This is a genomic window from Rhizobium sp. BR 315 (assembly GCF_050577975.1).
Taxonomy (GTDB): domain Bacteria; phylum Pseudomonadota; class Alphaproteobacteria; order Rhizobiales; family Rhizobiaceae; genus Rhizobium; species Rhizobium miluonense.
Map to the genome: position 1 here is coordinate 141664 of NZ_JARWKZ010000010.1, position 21405 is coordinate 163068.

General features: G+C 56.9%; 23 protein-coding genes and 1 pseudogene. 11 read left to right on the forward strand and 13 right to left on the reverse strand.

Translation table 11 applies throughout. The annotated features are described in order from the left end of the window. Positions 1–89: 89 nt before the first annotated feature. Positions 90–905 carry a DUF2189 domain-containing protein gene (locus QD409_RS13590; RefSeq protein WP_092852163.1) on the reverse strand — a complete coding sequence of 272 codons (816 nt, stop codon included), beginning with the start codon at positions 903–905 and terminating at the stop codon, positions 90–92. Between the two features lie 332 nt (positions 906–1237). On the opposite strand from QD409_RS13590, the gene QD409_RS13595 reads away from it, so the two are divergent. Further along, a complete protein-coding gene (locus QD409_RS13595) occupies positions 1238–1534 on the forward strand; it encodes an adenylate cyclase (RefSeq protein ID WP_092852165.1) in 297 nt (98 codons plus the stop codon). A gap of 42 nt (positions 1535–1576) precedes the next feature. Further along, on the forward strand, positions 1577–1726 hold the full coding sequence (locus QD409_RS13600; protein WP_092852167.1) for a LuxR C-terminal-related transcriptional regulator: 150 nt from the start codon (positions 1577–1579) through the stop codon (positions 1724–1726). A 178-nt stretch (positions 1727–1904) separates the two neighbouring features. Here the strand turns inward: QD409_RS13600 and QD409_RS13605 are convergent, their stop codons facing one another. Beyond that, positions 1905–2087 carry a hypothetical protein gene (locus tag QD409_RS13605; protein WP_430762907.1) on the reverse strand — a complete coding sequence of 61 codons (183 nt, stop codon included), beginning with the start codon at positions 2085–2087 and terminating at the stop codon, positions 1905–1907. A 162-nt stretch (positions 2088–2249) separates the two neighbouring features. On the opposite strand from QD409_RS13605, the gene QD409_RS13610 reads away from it, so the two are divergent. Further along, positions 2250–3134, forward strand: a complete 885-nt coding sequence (locus QD409_RS13610) for a hypothetical protein (RefSeq protein ID WP_092852169.1) — start codon at positions 2250–2252, stop codon at positions 3132–3134. A 69-nt stretch (positions 3135–3203) separates the two neighbouring features. On the opposite strand, the gene QD409_RS13615 is transcribed toward QD409_RS13610, so the two are convergent. The 4 genes from QD409_RS13615 to QD409_RS13630 form a co-directional block, all read right to left on the reverse strand. Continuing rightward, positions 3204–4178 carry a magnesium transporter CorA family protein gene (locus QD409_RS13615; protein WP_092852171.1) on the reverse strand — a complete coding sequence of 325 codons (975 nt, stop codon included), beginning with the start codon at positions 4176–4178 and terminating at the stop codon, positions 3204–3206. Between the two features lie 201 nt (positions 4179–4379). Next, positions 4380–4838: an OsmC family protein gene (locus QD409_RS13620; protein WP_092852173.1), complete on the reverse strand. Its 459-nt coding sequence runs from the start codon at positions 4836–4838 to the stop codon at positions 4380–4382. After that, on the reverse strand, positions 4835–5464 hold the full coding sequence (locus tag QD409_RS13625; RefSeq protein WP_092852175.1) for a GntR family transcriptional regulator: 630 nt from the start codon (positions 5462–5464) through the stop codon (positions 4835–4837). The genes QD409_RS13620 and QD409_RS13625 overlap by 4 nt, the downstream gene beginning before the upstream one ends. A gap of 262 nt (positions 5465–5726) precedes the next feature. Further along, positions 5727–7271, reverse strand: coding sequence for an MFS transporter (locus QD409_RS13630; RefSeq protein WP_092852224.1), 1545 nt, complete (start codon positions 7269–7271; stop codon positions 5727–5729). Between the two features lie 164 nt (positions 7272–7435). On the opposite strand from QD409_RS13630, the gene QD409_RS13635 reads away from it, so the two are divergent. Both QD409_RS13635 and QD409_RS13640 read left to right on the forward strand, forming a co-directional pair. Further along, positions 7436–8320 carry a LysR family transcriptional regulator gene (locus QD409_RS13635; RefSeq protein ID WP_430762908.1) on the forward strand — a complete coding sequence of 295 codons (885 nt, stop codon included), beginning with the start codon at positions 7436–7438 and terminating at the stop codon, positions 8318–8320. 422 nt (positions 8321–8742) lie between these two features. Beyond that, positions 8743–8951 (forward strand): annotated as a pseudogene (locus tag QD409_RS13640) (cold-shock protein). Between the two features lie 7 nt (positions 8952–8958). Here the strand turns inward: QD409_RS13640 and QD409_RS13645 are convergent. Then, on the reverse strand, positions 8959–9186 hold the full coding sequence (locus QD409_RS13645) for a hypothetical protein (protein ID WP_092852177.1): 228 nt from the start codon (positions 9184–9186) through the stop codon (positions 8959–8961). A 120-nt stretch (positions 9187–9306) separates the two neighbouring features. Between QD409_RS13645 and rpsU the strand changes: the two genes are divergently transcribed. After that, positions 9307–9549 (forward strand): 30S ribosomal protein S21, encoded by a 243-nt coding sequence (rpsU, locus tag QD409_RS13650; RefSeq protein ID WP_092852179.1) that lies wholly within the window; start codon positions 9307–9309, stop codon positions 9547–9549. A 469-nt stretch (positions 9550–10018) separates the two neighbouring features. Here the strand turns inward: rpsU and QD409_RS13655 are convergent, their stop codons facing one another. Beyond that, positions 10019–10660 (reverse strand): TetR/AcrR family transcriptional regulator, encoded by a 642-nt coding sequence (locus tag QD409_RS13655; protein WP_092852181.1) that lies wholly within the window; start codon positions 10658–10660, stop codon positions 10019–10021. 106 nt (positions 10661–10766) lie between these two features. On the opposite strand from QD409_RS13655, the gene QD409_RS13660 reads away from it, so the two are divergent. From QD409_RS13660 to QD409_RS13680, 5 genes are all read left to right on the forward strand, one after another. Beyond that, complete coding sequence (locus tag QD409_RS13660; protein WP_092852183.1) at positions 10767–11843, forward strand: efflux RND transporter periplasmic adaptor subunit; 1077 nt, start codon at positions 10767–10769, stop codon at positions 11841–11843. Beyond that, complete coding sequence (locus tag QD409_RS13665) at positions 11840–12910, forward strand: efflux RND transporter periplasmic adaptor subunit (protein ID WP_430762909.1); 1071 nt, start codon at positions 11840–11842, stop codon at positions 12908–12910. The genes QD409_RS13660 and QD409_RS13665 overlap by 4 nt, the downstream gene beginning before the upstream one ends. Before the next feature lie 12 nt (positions 12911–12922). Further along, positions 12923–15973, forward strand: coding sequence for an efflux RND transporter permease subunit (locus tag QD409_RS13670; protein WP_092852187.1), 3051 nt, complete (start codon positions 12923–12925; stop codon positions 15971–15973). Between the two features lie 120 nt (positions 15974–16093). Continuing rightward, a complete protein-coding gene (locus QD409_RS13675; protein ID WP_425348548.1) occupies positions 16094–17278 on the forward strand; it encodes an alpha/beta hydrolase in 1185 nt (394 codons plus the stop codon). A gap of 867 nt (positions 17279–18145) precedes the next feature. Then, complete coding sequence (locus QD409_RS13680) at positions 18146–18439, forward strand: DUF6916 family protein (protein WP_092852191.1); 294 nt, start codon at positions 18146–18148, stop codon at positions 18437–18439. Here the strand turns inward: QD409_RS13680 and QD409_RS13685 are convergent. The 5 genes from QD409_RS13685 to QD409_RS13705 all read right to left on the reverse strand — a co-directional run. After that, entirely contained in the window at positions 18432–19010 is a 579-nt protein-coding gene (locus QD409_RS13685; protein WP_280949831.1) for a GNAT family N-acetyltransferase, read from the reverse strand. The genes QD409_RS13680 and QD409_RS13685 overlap by 8 nt on opposite strands. Before the next feature lie 5 nt (positions 19011–19015). Next, on the reverse strand, positions 19016–19549 hold the full coding sequence (locus tag QD409_RS13690) for a phage tail protein (protein WP_092852194.1): 534 nt from the start codon (positions 19547–19549) through the stop codon (positions 19016–19018). A 29-nt stretch (positions 19550–19578) separates the two neighbouring features. After that, positions 19579–20109 carry a phage tail protein gene (locus tag QD409_RS13695; RefSeq protein ID WP_092852196.1) on the reverse strand — a complete coding sequence of 177 codons (531 nt, stop codon included), beginning with the start codon at positions 20107–20109 and terminating at the stop codon, positions 19579–19581. A 36-nt stretch (positions 20110–20145) separates the two neighbouring features. Beyond that, positions 20146–20676, reverse strand: a complete 531-nt coding sequence (locus QD409_RS13700) for a phage tail protein (RefSeq protein ID WP_092852198.1) — start codon at positions 20674–20676, stop codon at positions 20146–20148. 423 nt (positions 20677–21099) lie between these two features. Next, on the reverse strand, positions 21100–21405 hold a 306-nt coding region (locus QD409_RS13705), incomplete at its 5' end, for a hypothetical protein (protein ID WP_430762910.1).

Sequence of the window (21405 nt, forward strand, 5' to 3'; positions counted from 1 at the left end):
TCTTCATCGCTATCCGAACCAAGGCGACGGTCATCTGGCAGTTCGCAACGGCTTGGAGGATGATTCGGGGGTAAATTTCCTTTACGGATTCAAGGCGCACGGTTCGGGTAGGCGGGAACAATCAATTTTCGATACAAGTGCCAGGTCGAATGCCCGAGGATAGGCATGACGACTGCAAGGCCGGCGAAGATCGGGACCGTGCCGACGACTAGCAGCGCCGCGACGATCAATCCCCAAAGCGCAACTGGTCCCGGATTGGCAAGCGTGGCGCGTATGCTCGCATCCACTGCTGCGACTGCGCCGACATCCCGATCCAGCAGCAGCGGGAAGGTCACCAACGTCGTCGCAAGCACAATTATTGCGAAGACGAAACCGGCCAAGTTTCCCCAAAGCATAAGCGAGAGGCCTCGCTGGGTCGTCAGCACATCCGACAGAAAGGTCGAGATCGAGGTCAGACCGGCCTCGCCGAAAGTCATGGTATAGATGCGCTGTGCGACGATTAGCCAAGCGATGAAAAGCGCGAACAGCATGAAGCCCACTGCAATGATCGACGGCAGCGCCGGAGAGTGACGGATCTCCAGCGCGTGATGCCATGAGCTATCCAATCCCTGTTCACGGCGTCGACTGATTTCATAAAGGCCAAGAGCTGCGATCGGACCAATCAGCGCAAAGCCCGACATCAAGGGGTAAAGCAGCGGCAGCAGGTCAGCGCCGGAACTCCACATGACCAAAAAAATGCCCGCGATCGGATACATAAGACAGAGAAAAACGTAATGGGATGGTTTCTCTCCAAAGTCATCAAGCCCCGACCTCAGTGCATCCATAAGATCCGTGATGCCAATCTTGCGGACTTCGGGGCGCGCAAATTCGCCGCTTGCGCCCGTCATGACATGGAATACCACCATAGCATCTCTCCTCCTGCGCCGTATTCCGGCTGGCGGTGCAAAGACGCCCGGCAAGTTCTTATCTGAACGTCAAACCGCGACGGGCTTCCATAAATCTACCAAATCTTATCGCTTTTGTCGCCTATCCTTAAAATTAGAAAATTAGATAATATTCAATTTCATGTTGAGTTGGTCGGCGACTTCCAACGAGGCCATGACAGGCCGTTCACTCATTGCACCAGACGATGGTCAAAATCGTCGCGAATAAAAGCCAACCTTCGCGTGTTGTATGCAAAGGCTGGACCGCACGTCCGGCAGAGAAGCCGCATGGGCTTTAATGGTAGGAGGTTGCAATGTCCCGTATTTATCTTCCACTGATCGCGGGTGTTATTCTCGCTGTTGCTCCCGCTATGATCGCTTCTGCGGCCAACGTCCACGCAGTAACGGGGACGAAAGGTCAGCCTAGCCAAACAATTGGTACTCCTCAGACAGGGAACGTCACACCGGGCAACGCCAGAAATGCGCCGGGTTCTGCCTTCAACCCAAGCGGAAACGCAGGAACACATTATGCAGGTAACCAGCCGCAGAACTCTAAGAATCCGAAGAGTGTATCTCAGTACGACGTGGCGGGTTTCCAGCAGTCCCATTAGCCTAATTGAGCGAATCCTGCGTGGGAAAGTCATTCTTGGGTAATGGATCTGGCAGCCGGTACGGCCGGGCTGGCTGACAAACGGAACCGCAAGATCGGCTGTGAACTCGGCATCAGCGAGATTGCGGTCAAGGCTTACCGCGGCCAGGTTATGCGCAAGATGTCGGCCATTCCATCGCGGAGGTGGCCATGATGGCTGCGAGACTCGGCGTGGGTGGCCGTGCCTAGACATCGGGCGATGATGTTCTGCGGCCAGCTCAGGGATCGGTAATGTCGCCAGCCTTCTTCGGTGGTGGTATCGTCGGTGTATCCCGATGGGCCGGCGGAATCGTGCAACGAAGCCAACGCGATCCCGTAGTTCTGTGGAACGATCAATCGCGCCGGGCAATCGATGCGTCGGCGAGTTTTTGGCTCATCCGCCACAATTGGTCCGCCACATCGGGCGCCTGAATTACAGACGGTATCTCGCGATGCCTAGCGAGGACATTCACCCGCGCCCGCGGGTGCATGATCACGCCAAACAAATTGTAGGTCGACGATTCAATTCCGTCCAAGGTAGTCCGTCGTCCTATCTGCTGGCGCAGGGGACAATCAAACGATTGCAGTGAGTTGAAATGGAGTCGCTGGGGAAATAGGGTGCGTGGGACATGGCGCGGCTCGGATATCCTATTGCGAAAACGCATATTCCCATTGATTGAAACAGTAGAGACACCGGAATGGATTCGATGCGTCGTGGCGTTCTCGCGTTTTTGGGCGGTCTTATCTTGGGCAGACCGTCCTCCAGCATAGCATCGAGCAAATCTCCGGCATTTGCCAAGCCTCGTTCCAGTTATAAACCGCGTCACGTGCTTTGTTTTCTTGGCGGAGAAAATGGTCTTGCGGCGCTCCAGCAGAGCGCTCGCGCGGCCATCGGCATGTTTGGCGGCGGCTTTGTCGTTGATGAAGATTTCTCGCAGGATAAGCCTGACGATCGGATGGTACGATCCTTCAATATTTGTTGGGATCGCGTCGATCCCAATGCCTATGAGGAGACCGACGAAGATGCTGTCGCCGGGCACAGGTCGGTCCTGTACGTGCTCGGCCCGCTAATGACGGCGGAAACTGCCGTAACGACATCGGCAAAAGCCCTGATGTTCGTACAATACATGCTTGATCATGGCGCCGTCGCCGCAAAAGGGGAAAGTGCGGGTGTAGCCCACGGGGTGCGACGATGGAAGGAGCTTTCTGAGCAGGCGCGCAGTGCGGCGGACTCCCATGATTTGCTGGTACTTGCGAGGAGTTGCCGTCTCGCCTTCGCGCGCCGACCCATCGGCGACGATGCCGAGGGGATGGCGAGCGTCGGGTTTCATCTGGTTGGCTTGCCCGACGTGTTGATCCCTGTTGGTCGGAAAGATGATCGGCAACCGTCAACCAACACCGAACAGCTCAAAATCGCCGCCCTGATTGATGAGATCGCCGATCAAATGATACGGGACGGCGTCGAAGCGGCCCTGACGGATCGCCATGCCGCTCTATCCGACGACACGCGATACGAGGAGGATGAATACAAATTCAATCCGTTCGGGGTCGTGACTATGGCAAAGCCGCGGAGGTCTGAATGAAGACACGGCGCTTGTGAAGAAGCCCTGTCTCTGCAAGATCCATGGGGAAATCCTCGCAGCGTTGCGATTCTAAAACCAGCCTTTCACCTTGAACCAGATCAACGGTATGATGGCGCTGATCAGGATCACCGCCCAGCCATATTGATATCCCCACGCCCAATCATATTCCGGCATGTTTTTAAAGTTCATGCCATAGACACCCGCCATTAGGGTGGGCGGAATGCCGACGATCGAAACGATCGTCAAAACTTTGAAGACATCATTTTGAGCTATGCCGATAAGGCCGACCAGCGCGTCGAGAACGAATTGCACCTTGTTTGCGAGTTGTTCCTCATAATCGGAAAGGGAATGGATATCCTGGCGTAATCTGGCGACCTGCTGCGTGAGGGCTCCACCCGACCAATTGCAAGCATTCTCGTCGGCATAGGCTATGACGCGCCCCAATCCTTGAAGCCCGTCACGCAATTGGGAGAGGCGATCACCCAGGCGCCCTACTTGGCGCAACTGGATCCGCAGGATGCGGTTGGCTTTGGCAGCGTGACGACCACGAGTATCATCGGCATGAAATGTTTCCATCGACAGACCGTTCAATTCGGCCGCTATATGTTCGAGGGCGTCGGCGACACGATCGACGATCTCCTCGCAGAGCGTTACGAAGACCTCGACCCCCGATTTGGGAGCTTGATGATTGTCTGCAAATTGCTTGGCAACCGTATCGAACGCAGGCAGTTGCATGAATCGCACCGTGACCAGTCGATCAGCCGACAGGACAAACCCTAACGGAGGTGTCACGGGCGCACCCTCGGGCCGTCGTGCTGCCGATGGCGTGCTCAAATACATCACGCCGTTTTCGTTCTTCAGTCGGCTGGATGATTCGATTTCACTGAGCGCTCCCAAGGATGGCAGCTTGGCTCCGATGAGCGTCTCGACATCAATCACTTCGGCGGGCGTAGGATCCAGGAGATCTATCCAGATGATGCGGCTGGCGGCATCTTCGGGTTTTGTCGTCTGGTCGCCGCTCTGAACCGTAAATTCTTTCAGCATTGTATGAAGATGCTCCTCGATTGAACGCGGCTATAGTTATCAGTCTCTCCGAGAAAGCAAGCTTCGGCCGGTCAGCCATGTAGGTGTGGTCGCTTAAGACCTGGGTCCGCTTCTTTTGGCAAGCGCGGTGGATGAACTGCGTTTCGTCATTGCCTCAATCCCCTGAGACGAGAAACAAACCGACTTTCACGCGTCCTGCCATCAATCTACCCATTCGAGAACCCGAACTTCAGTCTTGACCGAATTGGCCAGGAAACACTGTTCATGCGCGGCATGGTGTAGGGCTGTCTGGGTCACGGCAGTGGGTTGTTCGCCGGCATAGATGACAAGCGGATTGAGTTCGACGCGGCTGACGATCATCCTTCCATCGACCTTTTCCATTATTCCGGTGGCCTTATCGGTGTAACTCTCAACCACAAGCCCTTTGGCAGCGGCGAGCGACAGGAAAAACAGCATATGGCAGCTCGACAGCGCTGCGATATAGGCCTCCTCCGGATCAACATTCGCCGCCACCGAATAGGGAAGCGGAACGATGTGCGGGGAAGAGGAGGCCGGCACCACAGCGCCGCCGTCGAAGCGCCAGCTGTGCCCTCGGCTGTAGCGCTTGTCGGTAAAGACGGCGCCTTGGCGCTGCCAGGCAATTTCCGCGGTCATCTTCATGACGGCTCCTTGGTTGGGGTCGATAGGAGTTTCGCCGTTGTTTCGGTCAGATGGCGGCGAAGGTGGTCGGCTGCGGCCTCGAAATCGCCCGCGGCGCACGCCGAAACGATGGCGGCGTGCTCGTTGAAGAAATCTACGCGCGCGCGAGTACCTTGCCCTTGAAGATGGTGGGCGCGGCGCGCCTCCCGCCGTAGCCCGTCCACGATTGTCAGAAGACGAACGTTTTCGCAGCCGCCGTAGAGCACGCGATGGAATTGGCGGTCGAGGTCTTCTATCCGAACGGGATCATCTTCCTCGCTTAGTTCCACATTCAGGCGTTCGGCTCTTCTGAGAGCCGCTGCCGTGAGTGTCGGTGCTGAGCGATGCAGCGCGGCAGTTTCCAGGATCGCGCGCAACTCGGATAGTTCGGCGGCCTCTCGTTCGGAGATGGCCGCAACTGCTACGCTTCGGTCCGGCCGCCGAACAACCAGACCACTCCCAAGCAACTGAGTGAGCGCATGCCGGACCGGCTGCCGGCTTACCTCGAAGCGTTCTGCGATGAGTTCCTGCTTCAGGACGGAGCCGGGGGCCAGAGTCCCCGATTCGATTTCGTCCCGCAGCGTGCTGAAAATGATGTTTGGATCCATGGATCCAAACTAATCACTCAAGTCCATCCGGTCAAGGCCGCATGACATGAAGATCGGTTCCTTTGCGTGGGCGATCGGACCAAGGATTGAAACAAAGTGCTGGCATTGCCCCACCCGACTTGAATCGCACCACTATGCGCTCTCCTTGTCGCGCAGCCAGATGGGAATTCTCTGCCCTATTGCTCAACCGCGTGCGCAATCGATGCTCGACGCCCGGCCCTGTCCAAAAACGGCAACGACAATCTTGCGAGCGCGCGTGACCTCATTCCGATGCGGCCACATTGGCATGCGCTCTCGTTCCGAAGGTGAGGAGGCTCAGGAAAGCGAGTGCCCAAACGCTCAGGGCGCCGTAGAGCATCACCCAATCAAAGCCTTGGGTCAGCGCTGCGCGCACGATTTCGCTTGATAGTTTTGTCATGGACCCGTCCACGACACTGGCATTGCCGGATGCGATCCGCTCCGCCAGCCGAGGCAAAGAGCCCGCATCGGGCGATACCGAAAGCACGGTCTGTAGGTTTGCGAGAATGCCGCTCACGAGAACGAACCCCATCACGGCTATGTTGATGGCAAGCGAGATCATTCGTGCGCTCATGTCGATGCCCGAGGCCATGCCGGCCCGGTCGCTCGAAACAGAGCCCGTCGTCGTGTTCGTGACAGTTGTGTTCGTCACTCCGAGGCCGACGCCCGCGATGAGCGCTCCGAACAATGTTATCGGCAGGATCGCCTCACCTGCAGCCGCACCGAATTTCATGACCAGAAAGCCGAGCCCGATTGTGAACAGACCGGCGGGAATGACGAGGCCGGGGCCACGGCGAAGCAGAAGTCGTTCGGCAAAAGGCGGCACGATCAATGTCGGCAGTGTATAGGCCAGCAACGCAATACCGGCGGCCACCCCGTTTAAGCCAAGGCCTGCTTCGAACCAGATGGGAATGTAGATCATGAAGGGCCAGAAGCTGAAATTCATCCCCATCGACCCGAAGATTGCGCCCGAGAAGCGCCTGATCCTGAAGACCGTAAAGTCGAACATGGGGTGGCTTTTGGACAGCTCGATGACGATGAAGACTGTGAAGCTGACGACCGCAATGGCAGCGACGGTGAGCGAAACAGGATTGATAAATCCGAGCTGCGAACTTTGCGTGATGTAAAAGACCAGGCAGAAGACTGCGGCGGATAGCGAAACGACGCCGGCAATGTCGAGATGCTGGGCGTTGGGATCTTGTGTTTCCCGCACGCCGGCAATTGCCAGCAAGACCGTCAGGATCGTGATCAGGACGTGCACGAGGAACACCCATTCCCAGCCCATGAGCGTGGAGATGCCGTTTCCGATGACCGGCCCGAAGCCGAGGCCAAAGCCGAAGACGATTCCCCACCAGCCAAAAGCCTTGGCGCGCTCGCCGGCATCGCCATATTGCTGAGATAATACGGCAATCTGGGAGATGAGCATTGCGCCTCCGGTCGCACCTTGTAGCGCGCGGCCGGCGATGAGGATTGTGATGTTGGGCGCGATACCGCAGACGAGCGAACTGACGCCGAAGGCAATCATGCTTGCTACGAAGAGCCGTTTGCGGCCATAACGGTCGGCGAGCGTACCAGCTGCCATCAACACGGTCGCAACTGCGAGCGTATAGGCATTCATGGTCCATTGAAGCTGCTGGAAGTCGGCATGCAGCGCCCGCTCCAGCCTCGGCAGTATTGCCGGGACGCTGGAGATTTCAAGACCGAACATCATCGATGAAAGACAGACAGCCGCCAGGGCAAGCCTTGTGTTTTGACGCCGGGTATTGCTCATAGTTTCGCCTTTCGACATGAAATCTTCGTCGATCGGCGTCGGCATGCCCTCAGGCGTCAGTGCCGCTACTCGTGCATTCTTGAACACGAAGCGCCGTCGATCCTCAAATCTGTATCCGGCGCTTGATCATGTTTGAATGGTATGACTATCTATATCAGTGATAACAAATTTGGATTTATGTGATGTCGCTCGATGTCGACGCCGTTCAGGTCTTTGTAGCCATTGCCGATTTCCAAAGCTTCACGCGCGCGGCGGAGGCGCTTGGCACCACGCAGGCCACAGTCAGCGTCAAGCTGAAACGCCTGGAGGAGCGGGTCGGCAAGAAGCTCATCGAGCGAACGCCGCGCCATGTCCGTCTGTCCGCCCAGGGCGAAACATTCCTTCCCTCCGCCCGGGAGTTTCTTGCCGCACATGAACGTGCCGTCGCAGGGCTTTCGGTAACGCGCAGGCGCTTCAGGCTGGGAATTGCCAGCCATGTCATGGGGCCTGAAGTGCCGACCTTGCTGGCGCGTCTGAAAGCGGTTGATCCGGTGCTCACCATAGAAGTGCGGCTGGACGTCTCCCGATCGCTGCTCGAGGCTTTCGAGGAGGGCAAGCTCGATGCCGTTATCATTCGCAGCGACGACGACAGACGTGATGGCGAGATCCTCGGGCCGGAGCATTTCGGCTGGTTTGCTTCACCGGATTTCGAGTATCGAACGGGGGAACCCCTGCCGTTGGCGGCCCTGTCTCCGACCTGCGCCGTGCGCGATATGGCAATCCGGCTGCTTGATCGATCCTCGATTCCGTGGACGGAGGTCTTCGTCGGCGGGACGGCGGCGATCGCGGCTGCCCTATCGGCCGGGCTCGCGGTTTCGCCGTTTCCGCGCCGCCTTGCCCCGAGCGATGTCATCGATGTCGGTGATACGCTCGGCTTGCCGCCGCTTCCATCCTTGTCGCTCGTGCTGCATTCCTCCTTGTCTGATCCGAAGTCCAGGGACAGCCTGCGCGCCATCACTGCCGCCTTCCGTGAACATCGTAAGCCGAGCAAGAAACAGTTTCCGCTTGCCGAGTGCCGGCAGCTCTAGCATTGCGCAGCGCTGCCGAAGAATTGCCAGGTGGCAGCCATGTCCGGATTTGAGAAGAAACAGTAGCCAACGAACTTGCAGCGAACGAAAAATGAGGCGCTGTACAGACGGCAGCTGATATCGGATGCCATCCGCTTTTTCCATCATTGCTGAGATTGGTGCCTGCTTTGTCTCGAGAGCAGCCCAGAAAGGCGACATATTCAGCAACAATCAGTATCGCAGTGGTTGTCTGCGTCGCCTTCTCGGATGAATATCTCGCGGTTTGCCTTGTTTTACAGCCCTGGAACGCTAGTTGGGGTTGTTATCGAACCTTGTTAGCGACTATCGTCGGGCTGCCACGGCGGCTCTCCTGGATTTACTTTCATCGTCGATTGCTACCGGCATTTTTTGCCGGCTCCTCCAACGATTGAAAGGAAATCGGTATGAATATTGGCACCGTGCGGTGGTTCAATAGCACCAAGGCTTTTGGCTTCATCCAGCCCGATAACGGCAGCGACGACCTTTTGTCCATATTTCGGCCGTTGAGCGCGCCGGTCTGCGCAGCCTCGTAGAGGGTCAAAAGATCAGCTACGACATCGTCAAAGACAAGCGTTCAGGCAAAAGCTCGGCAGACAACCTGCAGGCTGCGTGAAACTTCGTCATCGCCTTGCGCGACCACGGATGAACTGGCGCGCAAAGACTGACGATGGTGGAAGGTCGGGCGTCAAACCCGGCCTTTTGTCTTTGGTCGCATGGAGGTTGCAATGCCCAAGCATCGCTATCACCATGGGGAAACGCTCGTTTTGAATGGCAGGGCCATCCGGAATGGTGAAAGGGACCAGCGTTGTCGTGTTGTATCCGCCCTGCCGGAAGCGGATATAGACCATGGTGCTTCCGAGGCGTAGGCGAAAGACAGCCCGCCACCGCCGCAAATGCTGGCAGTTCGTGGGTCCGCATTGGTGCCGTCAAGATTAGGAAATAGCGGCTTTGCCGCGTCAGGAGATATTTTGCAGGTATTTGTACGGGATAACAACATTGATCAAGCGCTTCGTGCTTTAAAGAAAAAGCTGCAGCGCGAAGGCATCTTCCGCGAGATGAAGGCCCGCACTGCCTATGAGAAGCCCTCGGAAAAACGTGCGCGTGAAAAGGCCGAGGCTATTCGTCGCGCACGTAAGCTTGCCCGTAAGCAGGCACAGCGGGAGGGACTTCTCCCCGCGGCCAAAAAGAAGGTGATCGGACGGGCGCGCTGAGCTCTCCGATTCGGCAAAGGTCTGTCCACGCGCCAGCCTGCCCACTACCTCTATTGCTAGACAAAGGTAGGGCATGCCAGCGACAAAAGACCATTTTTCAAGCCGGCCAGGACCACGACGGCTGGTGAACGAGTCGATCCGAAGGTTCGAGAGCAGTTTTCCTGGAATTGCGTAAAAACAATAAGTTGGAGCGGTTCTCAGATTCCGTGAAGAACAGAACCGCTCTAGATGGCACTGCCTTTCGGCTGGGCTGGTGGGCGTAGGGTTCGGACGTGACAAGATCAGCCGGTGGTCGTCGTCGTCAACGTCCGCCATTGTAGCGCAGATCGGAACCGGGGCGTTCGGATCATCGAGTTTGCGATTCCCACCGGAAAATTCGTCGGCTCATTGATTTCACGGGGTTGGAAGCTCAAATCCCTTTCAAGAGCAGCCATTTGCGGATCAGATACTAGAGGCTGTGTTCAGTACCTTACAAACATCCGCTAGCGAATGCGGGTTCGCACAATCCGTGCAAGATAAGATCGACGTGAGCCTTCAGGTACGTGTCCCTATCCAAAATTCGTCGATCTTCAAAAGTGAGCTTGAATACAAGAAACGCGATTGCAGGCGCGATTACCACATCCGCGAATGCAGCCGGTGCGGCTCGGAACTCGCCGCACTTTACACCGTCCTCGATGAGGGATGCCATTTGTTGCTCAAGAGGATAAATAAATGCGTCGTGGTGCCGATCGACGATCTGAGGAAACCGTGAGCCCTCGGCGATAACGAACCTCATCAATTCCCGCAATTTGCGATCGTTGATTATGAGATCGTAGATTTGCTCAATTTGTTTCTGAAGCCTCTCTGTGGCAGTCCCTTTCAGCTCGTTTACACTCGATAGAAGATCCTCGAAGGGCGCCGAAATGTGCCGGATCATTGCTTCAAAAAGCTGCTCTTTGGTTTCGAAGTAAACATAAATAGTTCCCTTCGTAACTCCGACCCTGCTGGCAATATCTTCAACACGTGTGGCGACATAGCCGCGCTCGACGAACTCTTCAAACGCAGCATCCAGGATCTGAACGGGTCGGCGGGCCTTTTGCTCTGCACGTGTGAGCTTTTTTTGATCATCCATGTCTTCACCTTGAGCGCTATCGGCGGGTTACCGTCAAGACAATTTCTATTGACTATCGGGTTAGTCAATAATATTCGTCTGCCAAACGGATGCAAGAGGTCAAATCATGAAAACTGTCCTTGTCGCGGCCTGGCTCGGCGTCAGTGTCGTCGCGCTTGCCTCATGCGAAAAGCAAAGCGCGAGTGAGGCAAAGCCAAAGAACGTGGAGACCGTCGTGGCTAAGGTCACACCGGTTGTCGAAAATAATGCCATCACCGGCGAGGTGAGTGCGCGCGTCGAAAGCGATCTCTCTTTCAGGGTGAGCGGACGTATCGTTGAACGCCTGGTTGACGTCGGGACATCTGTGAAGGCCGGGCAGGTGCTGGCGCGCATGGACGCCGAAGAACAGAAAGCCGATCTTGACGTTGCAACCGCAACTCTGCAGTCGGCGCTCGCGCAGCAAACACAGGCGCAGCTGGCCTTTGACCGGCAACAGAGCCTGTTCAAGACACAGGTTACGACACGCGCCGCACTCGACCAGGCCCAAGAAGCGCTGTTGACTGCCCAGGGAAGCGTGAAATCGGCGCAAGCTCAACTCGACACAGCCCAGGACGCGCTCTCCTATACGGAACTGCGCGCCGATGCCGACGGCGTCATCACCGCCAGAAGCGCCGAGGTAGGGCAGGTCGCGCAAGCGGCGCAACTGGTCTTTACGCTTGCGCATGATGGCCCTCGGGACGCTGTCTTCAACGTCTTCGAGTCGCTTTATCTGGGGCGCAACCTTGAAAACAAGGTTGCCGTCAGCCTCCTTTCGACGCCGTCTCACAAGATCGAGGCTTCGGTGCGCGAAATCTCGCCCACGATCGACTCGTCGACCGGGACGATCAGGGTCAAGGTGGGGCTCGAAGGGGCGCCGAACATGCAGCTTGGCGCTCCGGTCGTCGGCTTGTTTCGGTCAGTCGCGCGGGATGCAATCGAATTGCCCTGGTCGGCAATGACCTCAAAAAGCGGGAAGCCGGCCGTTTGGATCATCGATCCCGCTTCATCAAGCGTATCCCTCCGCCTGGTCGATGTGTCTGGCTATGAAACCGGCCGCTTTGCAGTACGGGCGGGGGTGTCGTCGGGCGAGATCGTCGTCGTCGACGGCACGAAATTCCTGCGGTCGGGCCAAGCCGTCACATACGACAAGGGAGCTGCGAAATGAATATCCGTACCACAGCCGGCCTTGCGATCCTTGGCTCATTGCTGCTGACGTCTTGCCAGAAGCAGGATGAAGCCCATGCGGAGCCCCCGCGCCCCGTGCTTTCCGTTGTCGTCAAGTCCACCGAGGCTTCCGCGCTGACCCTGCCGGGGACGGTCGAGGCGAAGATCGAGACACAGCTTGCATTTCGAGTGCTGGGACGGATTACAGCGCGCAAGGTCAGCGTTGGCGACATCGTCAAGAAGGGTGATGTCGTTGCTGCCATCGATCCGCTGTCGCTGGAGCTTGCCGTTAAAAGTTCGCAGTCCGAGCTTTCGAATGCCCAGGCGCAGTTGACAAATGCCGCATCCACCGAGCAACGCCAACGGACCTTGCTTGAGAGCCGATCGGGAAGTGAAGCGGCCTACGAAGAGGCGGAACTTGGGCGCAGGAGTGCGAGTGCTTCGGTTGCCAAAGCGCAGGCCAATTTGGACAAGGCCGAAGAACAACTGGGCTACGCGCAGCTTCGTGCGGAATTCGACGGCGTCGTGACAGCGACTTCGGCCGAAGTGGGCCAGGTTGTAGCCGCGGGCCAAAGCATTGCCACCGTCGCCCGCCCTGACCAGCGCGATGCCATCATCGATATCCCCGTGGCAAGCTTCGACGGTCTCAAGGTGGGGTCGCCCTTTGAAATCGCTCTCCAGCTGGATCCGACCATCCGCGCGAGCGGTGTTGTCAGAGAGATCGCCCCCGAAGCAGAGGCTACGACCCGCACTCGACGCACGAAAATCACGCTCATCGATCCACCGGCAGTCTTTCGCCTGGGCTCTGTCGTCACCGCAACCGCGACCGTTGTTGCAGATCCGATGATCCTGCTGCCGTCCTCATCCGTCCTGATGAAGGACGGAAAGCCGAATGTTTGGGTAGTCGATACCGCAGCTCGCAAGGTCTTCATTCGCGCGATCAAGATCGATGGAGACCTCGTCGAGGGCGGTTCCGCGAAGATCACCGAAGGCATCAGCCCTGGCGAACGCATCGTCGTTGCCGGAGTTCACAAGCTTGCCGACGGCCAGGCCGTCAGGGTAGATTAAGGAAAGACCCCCGTGAAAAAATTCAACCTGTCCGACTGGGCGCTCGAACATCGTTCGCTCGTCTGGTACTTCATGATCGTCTTCATTCTGGCCGGCGCGTTTTCCTATATTGGTCTCGGTCGCGAGGAAGACCCCGCCTTCACCATCAAAACCATGATCATTCAGGCGCAGTGGCCTGGCGCGTCGGCCGAGGAAGTGACCAAGCAGGTCACCGACCGTATCGAAAAGAAGCTCGAGGAACTGGATTCGCTCGATCATACGAAGAGCGAGACGGTTGCCGGTCAGACGACCGTTTTTGTGGAGCTACTGCCGACGACCAAGGCCAAGGATGTCAATGCCATCTGGATGCGGGTCCGCAATATGATTGGCGACATCAAGGGAGATTTTCCAAGCGGTGTCGTCGGACCGTTTTTCAACGATAGCTTCGGTGACGTCTTCGGCAATATCTACGCATTTACCAGCGACGGACTGACACAGCGCCAGCTTCGTGATCTGGTCGAGGATGCGCGTGCGAAAGTGCTGACGGTTCCCAATGTCGGCAAGGTCGACATCATCGGGGCGCAGGATGAGGCCATCTATCTCGAATTCTCCACGCGAAAGATAGCAGCTCTCGGGCTTAACCAGCAATCCGTCATCAATACGCTTCAGGCACAGAATGCCGTGACTCAGTCCGGTTTTGTCGACGCCGGCCCTGAGCGCATCGCCTTGCGGGTGAGTGGCCAATTCACATCCGAGGAAAGCCTAAAATCGATCAATCTTCGCGTCAACGACCGCTTTTTTCCGTTGACCGACGTCGCAACGATCAAACGCGGCTACGTCGATCCTCCGTCATCCCTGTTCAGATATAATGGCCAGCCCGCCATCGGGCTCGCCATCGGCATGAAGACCGGGGCAAATCTGCTTGAATTCGGCAAAGCGCTCGACAAGGAAATTGAGCAGGTCACTGCCGATCTTCCCATCGGCGTGGATGTCCAGCGCGTTTCCGATCAGCCCGCCGTCGTCGACGACGCGGTATCTGGCTTCACGCGGGCGCTGTTCGAGGCGATCGTCATCGTGCTTGCGATCAGTTTCATCAGCCTCGGCGTTCGGGCAGGGCTCGTGGTTGCCATCTCTATTCCGCTCGTGCTGGCGATCACCTTCCTCGTCATGGCCTACAGCGGCATTTCCATGCAGCGTATTTCGCTTGGGGCATTGATCATCGCGCTTGGTCTTCTCGTTGACGACGCAATGATCGCCGTCGAAATGATGGTTGCCCGATTGGAGGTGGGCGATGACCTGAGAAAGGCTGCGACATACGTCTATACCTCGACGGCCTTCCCGATGTTGACAGGCACACTTGTGACGGTCGCGGGTTTTATCCCCGTCGGTCTCAACACCAGTGCGGCCGGCGAATTTACCTTCACTCTTTTCGTGGTGATTGCCGTTTCGCTGCTGGTTTCATGGATCGTCGCGGTGTTGTTCACGCCGCTGCTGGGCGTGACGATCCTTCCGAAGAGCATGAAATCCCATCATGATCAGAAAGGTCGCTTTGCGCGGGCCTTTGCATGGCTTTTGAACGTGGCCCTGCGTTGGCGCTGGATAACCATCGGTGCGACTGCGGCCGCGTTTGCCCTCTCCATCGGCGGGATGAGCCTGGTGCAGCAACAGTTTTTCCCTTCTTCCGACAGACCCGAGCTGATCGTCGACTGGAACCTGCCGCAGAACAGCTCGATTTCGGAGACGAACAAGCAAATGGCCAGGTTCGAACGCGAGATTCTGGCGAACAACAAGGACATCGATCACTGGACGAGCTATGTCGGACAAGGCGCTCCTCGCTTCATCCTATCCTTCGATGTCCAGACACCCGACGTCTCGTTCGGCCAGACCGTGATCGTCACCAAGGGGCTTGATGTCCGTGACAAGGTCAAAGCCGAGCTGCAGGATTATCTGACGAAGACCTTCCCCGGAACGGACGCATTCGTGAAGCTGCTCGACATCGGCCCCCCGGTCGGCAAGCCGGTGCAATACCGGATCAGTGGCCCCGATATCCAGAAGGTCCGGGACATCGCCCAGCAATTTGCGGGCATCGTCGGTCAGCATCCTTCGCTATCCAACATGACCTTCGACTGGAACGAACCTTCGCGCGTCGTCAAAGTTGACGTTCTTCAGGACAAGGCGCGGCAGCTGGGCGTCTCGTCGCAAGATATCGCAACGGCTCTCAATGGCATAGTCGAGGGAACGGCGGCGACAAATATTCGAGATGACATCTATCTGATCGATGTGATTGGCAGAGCCCAGACAGCCGAGCGTGGCTCGATCGAGACGCTGCAGAACCTTCAACTGGCAGGCTCCAACGGCAAGTCCGTGCCTCTTTCGGCGGTCGCCAATTTCCACTATGAGCTGGAACAGCCAACGATTTGGCGGCGGACACGTATACCGACGATCACCATCAAGGCTGCCGTCGTCGGATCGACGCAGCCGGCGACGATCGTCAACGAATTGCGGCCGAAGGTCGACGAGTTCAGCAAGGCTCTTCCTAGCGGCTACCATATCGTCGACGGCGGTTCGGTCGAGGAAAGCGCGAAAGCGCAGGGACCGATCGTGGCGGTAGCGCCGCTGATGCTGTTCATCATGGCAACGATCCTGATGATCCAGTTGCAGAGTTTCAGCAGGCTCTTTCTGGTCTTCGCCGTCGCTCCGCTGGCGCTGATCGGCGTTGTTGCAGCCCTGTTGCTCAGCAATGCGCCTCTGGGGTTTGTCGCCATCCTGGGTGTCTTGGCGCTGATCGGCATTCTGATCCGCAACTCGGTGATCCTCGTCGTGCAGATCGAGCACCTTCGAAGCGAGGGCATGCCGCCTTGGCAAGCCGTCATCGAAGCGACGGAGCATCGAATGCGGCCCATCATGCTGACGGCGGCGGCAGCAACGCTTGCGCTCATCCCGATCTCCAGGGAGATATTCTGGGGGCCGATGGCCTATGCGATGATGGGCGGCATTGTCGTCGGTACGGTTCTGACGCTGCTCTTCCTTCCCGCCTTGTATGTTGCCTGGTTTCGCATTCCCCGCGACGGCCTGCAACACTGACGAGGTGATCCGATGCCTCGGGTTGGAAAAACGGCCTTTGCCGATGGCGGTTACCTGATTGCCCGCTTGCCGCGCAGTTTGACTTCCCTCGCTCTCAAGCGATCGTGTCTTTCAGTCCTGATGGTTCTCTCGGTATTGGGAGGATGTGCGGGACGGCTGGAGAATGTTCTCCTGCCGCTCGCGGCGGCGGGACCAGGCACGAGCGCCGTGGACATGATGGTGGCGACGACCCGCCAGCCGACCAACAAACCCGGCGAACTTTACTCCGGCGAGCGGGGAACGGCGATTTCTCTCAACGATATCGTCGTTTCCATTCCTCCGGATCGAAATCGCAAAATCGGCGAAGTGCAATGGCCGTCGCATGTGCCGGCCAATCCCGAAAAGGAGTTCGCTGTCCTGAAGGTTGGAAGAGTGGCATCCGAGCGCGACATTTTCGAATGGTTCAGCAAGAACCGCAACGCCAAGCGGCAGGTCGTCATTTTCGTGCACGGCTTCAACAATACCTATTCCGACGCAGTCTTTCGCTTCGCGCAGATCATTCATGATTCGGGAACGGATGCTGCGCCGATCCTCTTTACCTGGCCTTCGCGCGGCAACGTCTTCGACTATCTCTACGATAAGGAGAGTACAAATTTCTCCCGGCGAGCGCTGGAGGATCTGATCCTGCAATCCGCCAAAAGCCCAGATGTCGGGGAGGTGACGATCCTCGCCCATTCCATGGGCTCCTGGCTGACCGCGGAAGCGTTGCGTGGCGTTGCCATGCGCAACAAGACAATTCCGGCGAAAGTGAAGAATGTCATTTTGGCATCGCCCGACATCGATATCGACGTATTTCGCCGACAGATGATCGAGATGGGGCCGCAACGTCCGCACTTCACGATCTTTTCGTCGACAAGGGATAAGGCGCTGCAGGTTTCGCGATGGCTCTCCGGTGGCGTCAATCGCGTCGGTGGTTTCGATTCGACGCCCTATGCCGCGGATTTGGCCAAGCTCGGGATCACGGTCATCGATACAAGTTCCGTCAAACCGGACGACGCGCTGGGTCACAATACGTTTGCGGATAATCGGGATATGGTCCAACTGCTAGGACAGCGGCTGGCAGGACAGTCGCTGGACACCAGACAAGTCTCGCTTGCGGATCGAGTGGGCATGGCTGCCGTGCGAACCGCGGACTTGGCGGGCTCCGCAGCGAAAGTCGCTGTCGCAGCTCCCATGTCGATTATCAGCGATGATGCGAGGCAGGTGCTGAAACAGCAGCTTTCCTCGGGCTCATCGCCTATCGTCGATGGACGTATTTCCTACTGAGCTGCCGGTCACGGTGGCTATCGGCGCGCGTTGCGCCCGCTTAGGTCCGATCATCCACCCGCTGTGCGCGGGTCACAACGGGGGTGGACAGCTCATATAGGCATGTTCTCGACAACAGAACGGGCGTCAAATTGAAGTATTGGGAAACGTTGTAAAGCGGATATCTCCCTCTTCAGGAGAAGACCTGTTCCGAGAGTGGGTACCTCAAAGAGCAGAATAGAGTCCTCCTGTCTGGATGACGTCCCAATCCAGGCCCGACTAGACTTTCGATCGTCCTTGCTGAACGGTCCGTTCGGCCATTATCCAGTTGTTAATGGTTCGGCGCCGCGAACCAGCCCGATGACGACATGACGCACGGCCTCATCATCGCTGACGAAGCTATCGGGATAGTAGAGGCTGTCACTTGCTTGGGTCATAGAAACCTTCGGTCACCCCATGTTGCTGCACGCTGCAAGCCACTCTTCGGCAGCTTCCTTGATGCGAATATTACCTATGCTGCCCGCAGCAGACGGCGGAGGCAGGGGAAGGTTCGATGCATGTGGACCTTCGCGGGCCCCGAGGTGATCGGCTAGTTTACATCTTTCGTGTCCTTTGAGGTATTAGGTCCAAAAGGAATGCGCCCAACTGCGACGATATCGGTTTTCAAGGTCCACGGGATGGCTGACGGACAAGGCGCGATGGTCGCGACCATCTTCCGTTCCATTGGCGCATTTATCTTTAGCGAGGGCGCAAGAAATTCTAATGCCTCCTCTGGGAGGACAAGTCTTGGGGAACTGCTTGCTTCTCCCTAATCTCTTGATAGACTTCAATTAAAGACATGAAATATAGGCCGCTGCAATCACGGCGCGAACAACAATTGGGGTTGGGATGGGGATTGTGACGCTGGAGCACTTCGCCCGTTGTGTCGGGGAAGGGTTCGAAATCGATATGGGGACAGGGTCCCTTGTTTTCACGCTGACCGAGGCGCGGCCTCTGCCCGAACGGGGTTTTGCAGGAATGATGAGGGCGCCATTTTCACTGCTGTTTCGCAGTGGCTCAAAGGTTCTGTTGCCACAACAGATTTACAGGCTGAACAACGCCAGGCTTGGTATTCTCGACATTTTCCTGGTACCCGTCGCCAGGGACAAGGACGGCATCGTCTATCAGGCTATCTTCAATTGACGCCTGAACGCCCGTCGACGGTTTTCGGCAAGACTTGGCGCGATAGCCATTGCATGCGTGTGTGTGTTTCGGTGGCGTCGATGACCTCAAATCCCGACGCCTGATAAAGCTTCTGTGCACGCCCATTGGCTTTGTCCACATGCAGGATAATGCCTAGGCTTTCCCGCGTAATTGCTGCAGCCTTTATTTCATTCAACATTTCCAGCCCTATTCCCCGATTGCGCCATTCGGGCAGCAGGCCAACATCGATGATGTGCCAGATATCAGCGCTAAGATCGATGTAAAGGCGGCCGATGCGAACGCCTTCCTTTTCGATGATCAGGAAGTCCGTTTGCGGGAACGCGGCGATGTAATATCGATGCTGGAGATCAAACTGCTGGTTCAAAAAGGCCTGCTTGTCTTGCGGAGGCCACGGCACCCGCGCCAGTTCATCGGCGCGAAACGAGTGATAAAGCTGGCGTAAAAACGCCAAGTCATCTAGCCCCGCCGGTCGCAGGATACATGTTGTAGCAAATAGCCTATTACCAACAGTTCGCGCAGGAAACTCCGGCAACTGGTCAGGCTGTGTCACGATCGTCAACCAAAGGACGGAAATGCGCCGGCCAGCGAGATGCTGAAGTTGACCGCCAGATAGGGCTGGCGGTTTTCATGCGGCAGATTGCTGCCTGTAATGCCGATGAGGTTCTGTGCAAACTGCGTGTTCGGCTGGGCATTGGGGAGAAACGGACTGCTCGAACTCGGCACGCTCAAGGCGTTACCTTCGCTGGGCGAGGCGGCGCGCTTGGAAGTATCGCTTTGACTATAGATGGTCAAAGAATGCGTGTGTGCCGGCATCTCCGCCTGGGTCAGCGTTATGCTGTTGTCGCCAAAGGGCTCCCCGATGGAGTGTTCCGTCAAGCCTATCCCCTGGCCTTGGTTGCAGCCCGCACGGTTGGTAAAGTTGGGGAGTTGGTATGTGCTGGTGCCGTTGCCGCCGTACTGGGTGCCAAGCAGGGAAAAAAGTGCCGTGTTCTGTTGGATCGGAAGCGTCGCACCGTTGCAGAATGCCCATTTATAGGGAGGAAAGTTGAAACCGAACAGTTGGATCTCGCCGATAAAAGGTTGTGTCATAGCAATGTCCTTGTTGGGTAATCCCTGGTTCAGTTCTGTGGGGGAAAGATACCGGCCCATGCGATGCAATACTGCGCCGTTAGCGTTGGCATTGTATTCTCATGCGTACCGTTCGATCCGCTTGTTTGAGTGGCCGCTGGTGATGTCTTGATTGGAGTGGCCCCGGTTACATCGGTGACATACATCGTGTCGCCGGCGATTGCTCCGAGCTCGGCCGTCGATCCGACCGACTTCGTATTCGCCAAACCGTTGGTGGCAAGATACGGATGCGAGTGTATTGGCATTTGTGTGGGCAGAAGCGTGACATTCTCGGTGCCTCCCATCTGACCAATGACATATGTCGATAAGCCCAGGCCGGTACCCTGATGTATTGGTACGCGCCCGGAAAGATTGGGCGTCGCAAACGTTGTCTGTCCATTGCCGCCATACGTCGTCCCGATCAGCGTGTACAGCGCTTCATAGTCGGAGATGGATTGCAGAGAGTTGTCGCAGGGCAGCCAGCCGGTTGGCACTCGGGAAAAACCAAAAAGCCGGATTTCTCCGACATAGGGAGTGCTCATCGTTGATCCTCCAAGCAATAGGTTGACAAGAGTTGATCAGTTGCGGGACGGAAATGTTCCCGACAGGGCAATGCAATAATTTATGACGTCGTAAGGCTGCCGATTATCGTGAGGCTGGCCATTACCGGCTGGCGTTACGGTCTGGCTCGACAGCGTAACCTGAGCACCGGAAGAAGGGCCGTAGATATTGGCCGTGTCAGTGCCATAGAGTGCATTGTTCGGATTGCGCAGGGTACCGGCGCTTGTCGTTCCGGTCGCTACGTGGACGTGCTGAGGCAGTTGCGACTGGAGCAAAGTCACACTTTCGGCGCCGCCAATTTCACCGATTTCGTAAGCTGTGGGCTGCCAAGCCGGATCGACAGATGGCCCAAATCCGACTGGCGTGCGGCCCTGCATATTGGGCAGGGCGAACGTCCTTACTCCATCGCCGCCGTAAAAAGTGCCCAATAGTGAGAACAAGGCCTGGTTCTGGTTGATGGCAATGAGCTGGCCGCTGCACTGGGCGAAGCCCTTAGGCGCAAACGGAAACCCTGCAAGCATAATCTGGCCGAGGAAGACATTTGACATACCATACCCCTGAATATTCTATTTATATTCGCCACCATCATCACTCAATCCATGCGATAAATGCAAGAATAATTTGACTATCTTAAGTGTAATATTTTGGTGCAGTTCTTTGTGTTTTTTATACTTATAGTTGTCTTCGGCGCGATGGAAATGAAAGACTATGATTATCATGCAGTTAAATGGTTGAAATAAATTAAGTATAGACTTGAGAGCTCTCCCAAAATCCTTCGATGTAATCGGGTAGTGCAATAAGAGATGGCCGGTCGCCTGCGGATCGACCGATTATTCCCATCGGGAAGAAGCGTATTCGATCGGAGCTGGCCGAACGCTTCCTCGGCGGGATACGATACTGCGATGGAACCAAAGGTTCCCCGATAGGATCCGCCAGGATTGATCGACCCTGGCGGAGCTCTGGGTCATCTTCTAAAACTTCTTGGCAGCGGCGACTTTTGCGCCGACGGATTTCTGGCCGTCGCCCTCGATGTTGAGGAGGATGCTGGTGTCGAGCATCCAGAAGTTGGCGGTCTGCAGCGTGAAGCCGGCGGTGAGGGCACCGAAGGCGCCGGAGCCGTCGAGGCCGGAGAAGCCGCCGGTGATGCCGAGCTTCGGCGTCAGCTTGGCGCCGCTTTCGAGCAGGAAGGACCGGGCGATCTCGGCGCCGAGGCTGACGCGGAACTGCTCCTCGTCGAAGCCGTTGATGGTGATGGCATCGCCGGCGCCGTTCTTGAC

What these genes read in the sequence shown, in the direction of transcription:
- QD409_RS13620 (WP_092852173.1), bottom strand. Translation starts at nt 4,838, where the DNA reads ATGAAGATGACCGCGGAAATTGCCTGGCAGCGCCAAGGCGCCGTCTTT.
- QD409_RS13630 (WP_092852224.1), bottom strand. Translation starts at nt 7,271, where the DNA reads ATGTCGAAAGGCGAAACTATGAGCAATACCCGGCGTCAAAACACAAGG.
- QD409_RS13600 (WP_092852167.1), top strand. Translation starts at nt 1,577, where the DNA reads ATGGATCTGGCAGCCGGTACGGCCGGGCTGGCTGACAAACGGAACCGC.
- QD409_RS13700 (WP_092852198.1), bottom strand. Translation starts at nt 20,676, where the DNA reads ATGTCAAATGTCTTCCTCGGCCAGATTATGCTTGCAGGGTTTCCGTTT.
- QD409_RS13680 (WP_092852191.1), top strand. Translation starts at nt 18,146, where the DNA reads ATGGGGATTGTGACGCTGGAGCACTTCGCCCGTTGTGTCGGGGAAGGG.
- QD409_RS13645 (WP_092852177.1), bottom strand. Translation starts at nt 9,186, where the DNA reads ATGGTCTATATCCGCTTCCGGCAGGGCGGATACAACACGACAACGCTG.
- QD409_RS13615 (WP_092852171.1), bottom strand. Translation starts at nt 4,178, where the DNA reads ATGCTGAAAGAATTTACGGTTCAGAGCGGCGACCAGACGACAAAACCC.
- QD409_RS13675 (WP_425348548.1), top strand. Translation starts at nt 16,094, where the DNA reads ATGGTTCTCTCGGTATTGGGAGGATGTGCGGGACGGCTGGAGAATGTT.
- QD409_RS13590 (WP_092852163.1), bottom strand. Translation starts at nt 905, where the DNA reads ATGGTGGTATTCCATGTCATGACGGGCGCAAGCGGCGAATTTGCGCGC.
- QD409_RS13665 (WP_430762909.1), top strand. Translation starts at nt 11,840, where the DNA reads ATGAATATCCGTACCACAGCCGGCCTTGCGATCCTTGGCTCATTGCTG.
- QD409_RS13655 (WP_092852181.1), bottom strand. Translation starts at nt 10,660, where the DNA reads ATGGATGATCAAAAAAAGCTCACACGTGCAGAGCAAAAGGCCCGCCGA.
- QD409_RS13690 (WP_092852194.1), bottom strand. Translation starts at nt 19,549, where the DNA reads ATGACACAACCTTTTATCGGCGAGATCCAACTGTTCGGTTTCAACTTT.
- QD409_RS13610 (WP_092852169.1), top strand. Translation starts at nt 2,250, where the DNA reads ATGGATTCGATGCGTCGTGGCGTTCTCGCGTTTTTGGGCGGTCTTATC.
- QD409_RS13695 (WP_092852196.1), bottom strand. Translation starts at nt 20,109, where the DNA reads ATGAGCACTCCCTATGTCGGAGAAATCCGGCTTTTTGGTTTTTCCCGA.
- QD409_RS13660 (WP_092852183.1), top strand. Translation starts at nt 10,767, where the DNA reads ATGAAAACTGTCCTTGTCGCGGCCTGGCTCGGCGTCAGTGTCGTCGCG.
- QD409_RS13595 (WP_092852165.1), top strand. Translation starts at nt 1,238, where the DNA reads ATGTCCCGTATTTATCTTCCACTGATCGCGGGTGTTATTCTCGCTGTT.
- QD409_RS13635 (WP_430762908.1), top strand. Translation starts at nt 7,436, where the DNA reads ATGTCGCTCGATGTCGACGCCGTTCAGGTCTTTGTAGCCATTGCCGAT.
- QD409_RS13625 (WP_092852175.1), bottom strand. Translation starts at nt 5,464, where the DNA reads ATGGATCCAAACATCATTTTCAGCACGCTGCGGGACGAAATCGAATCG.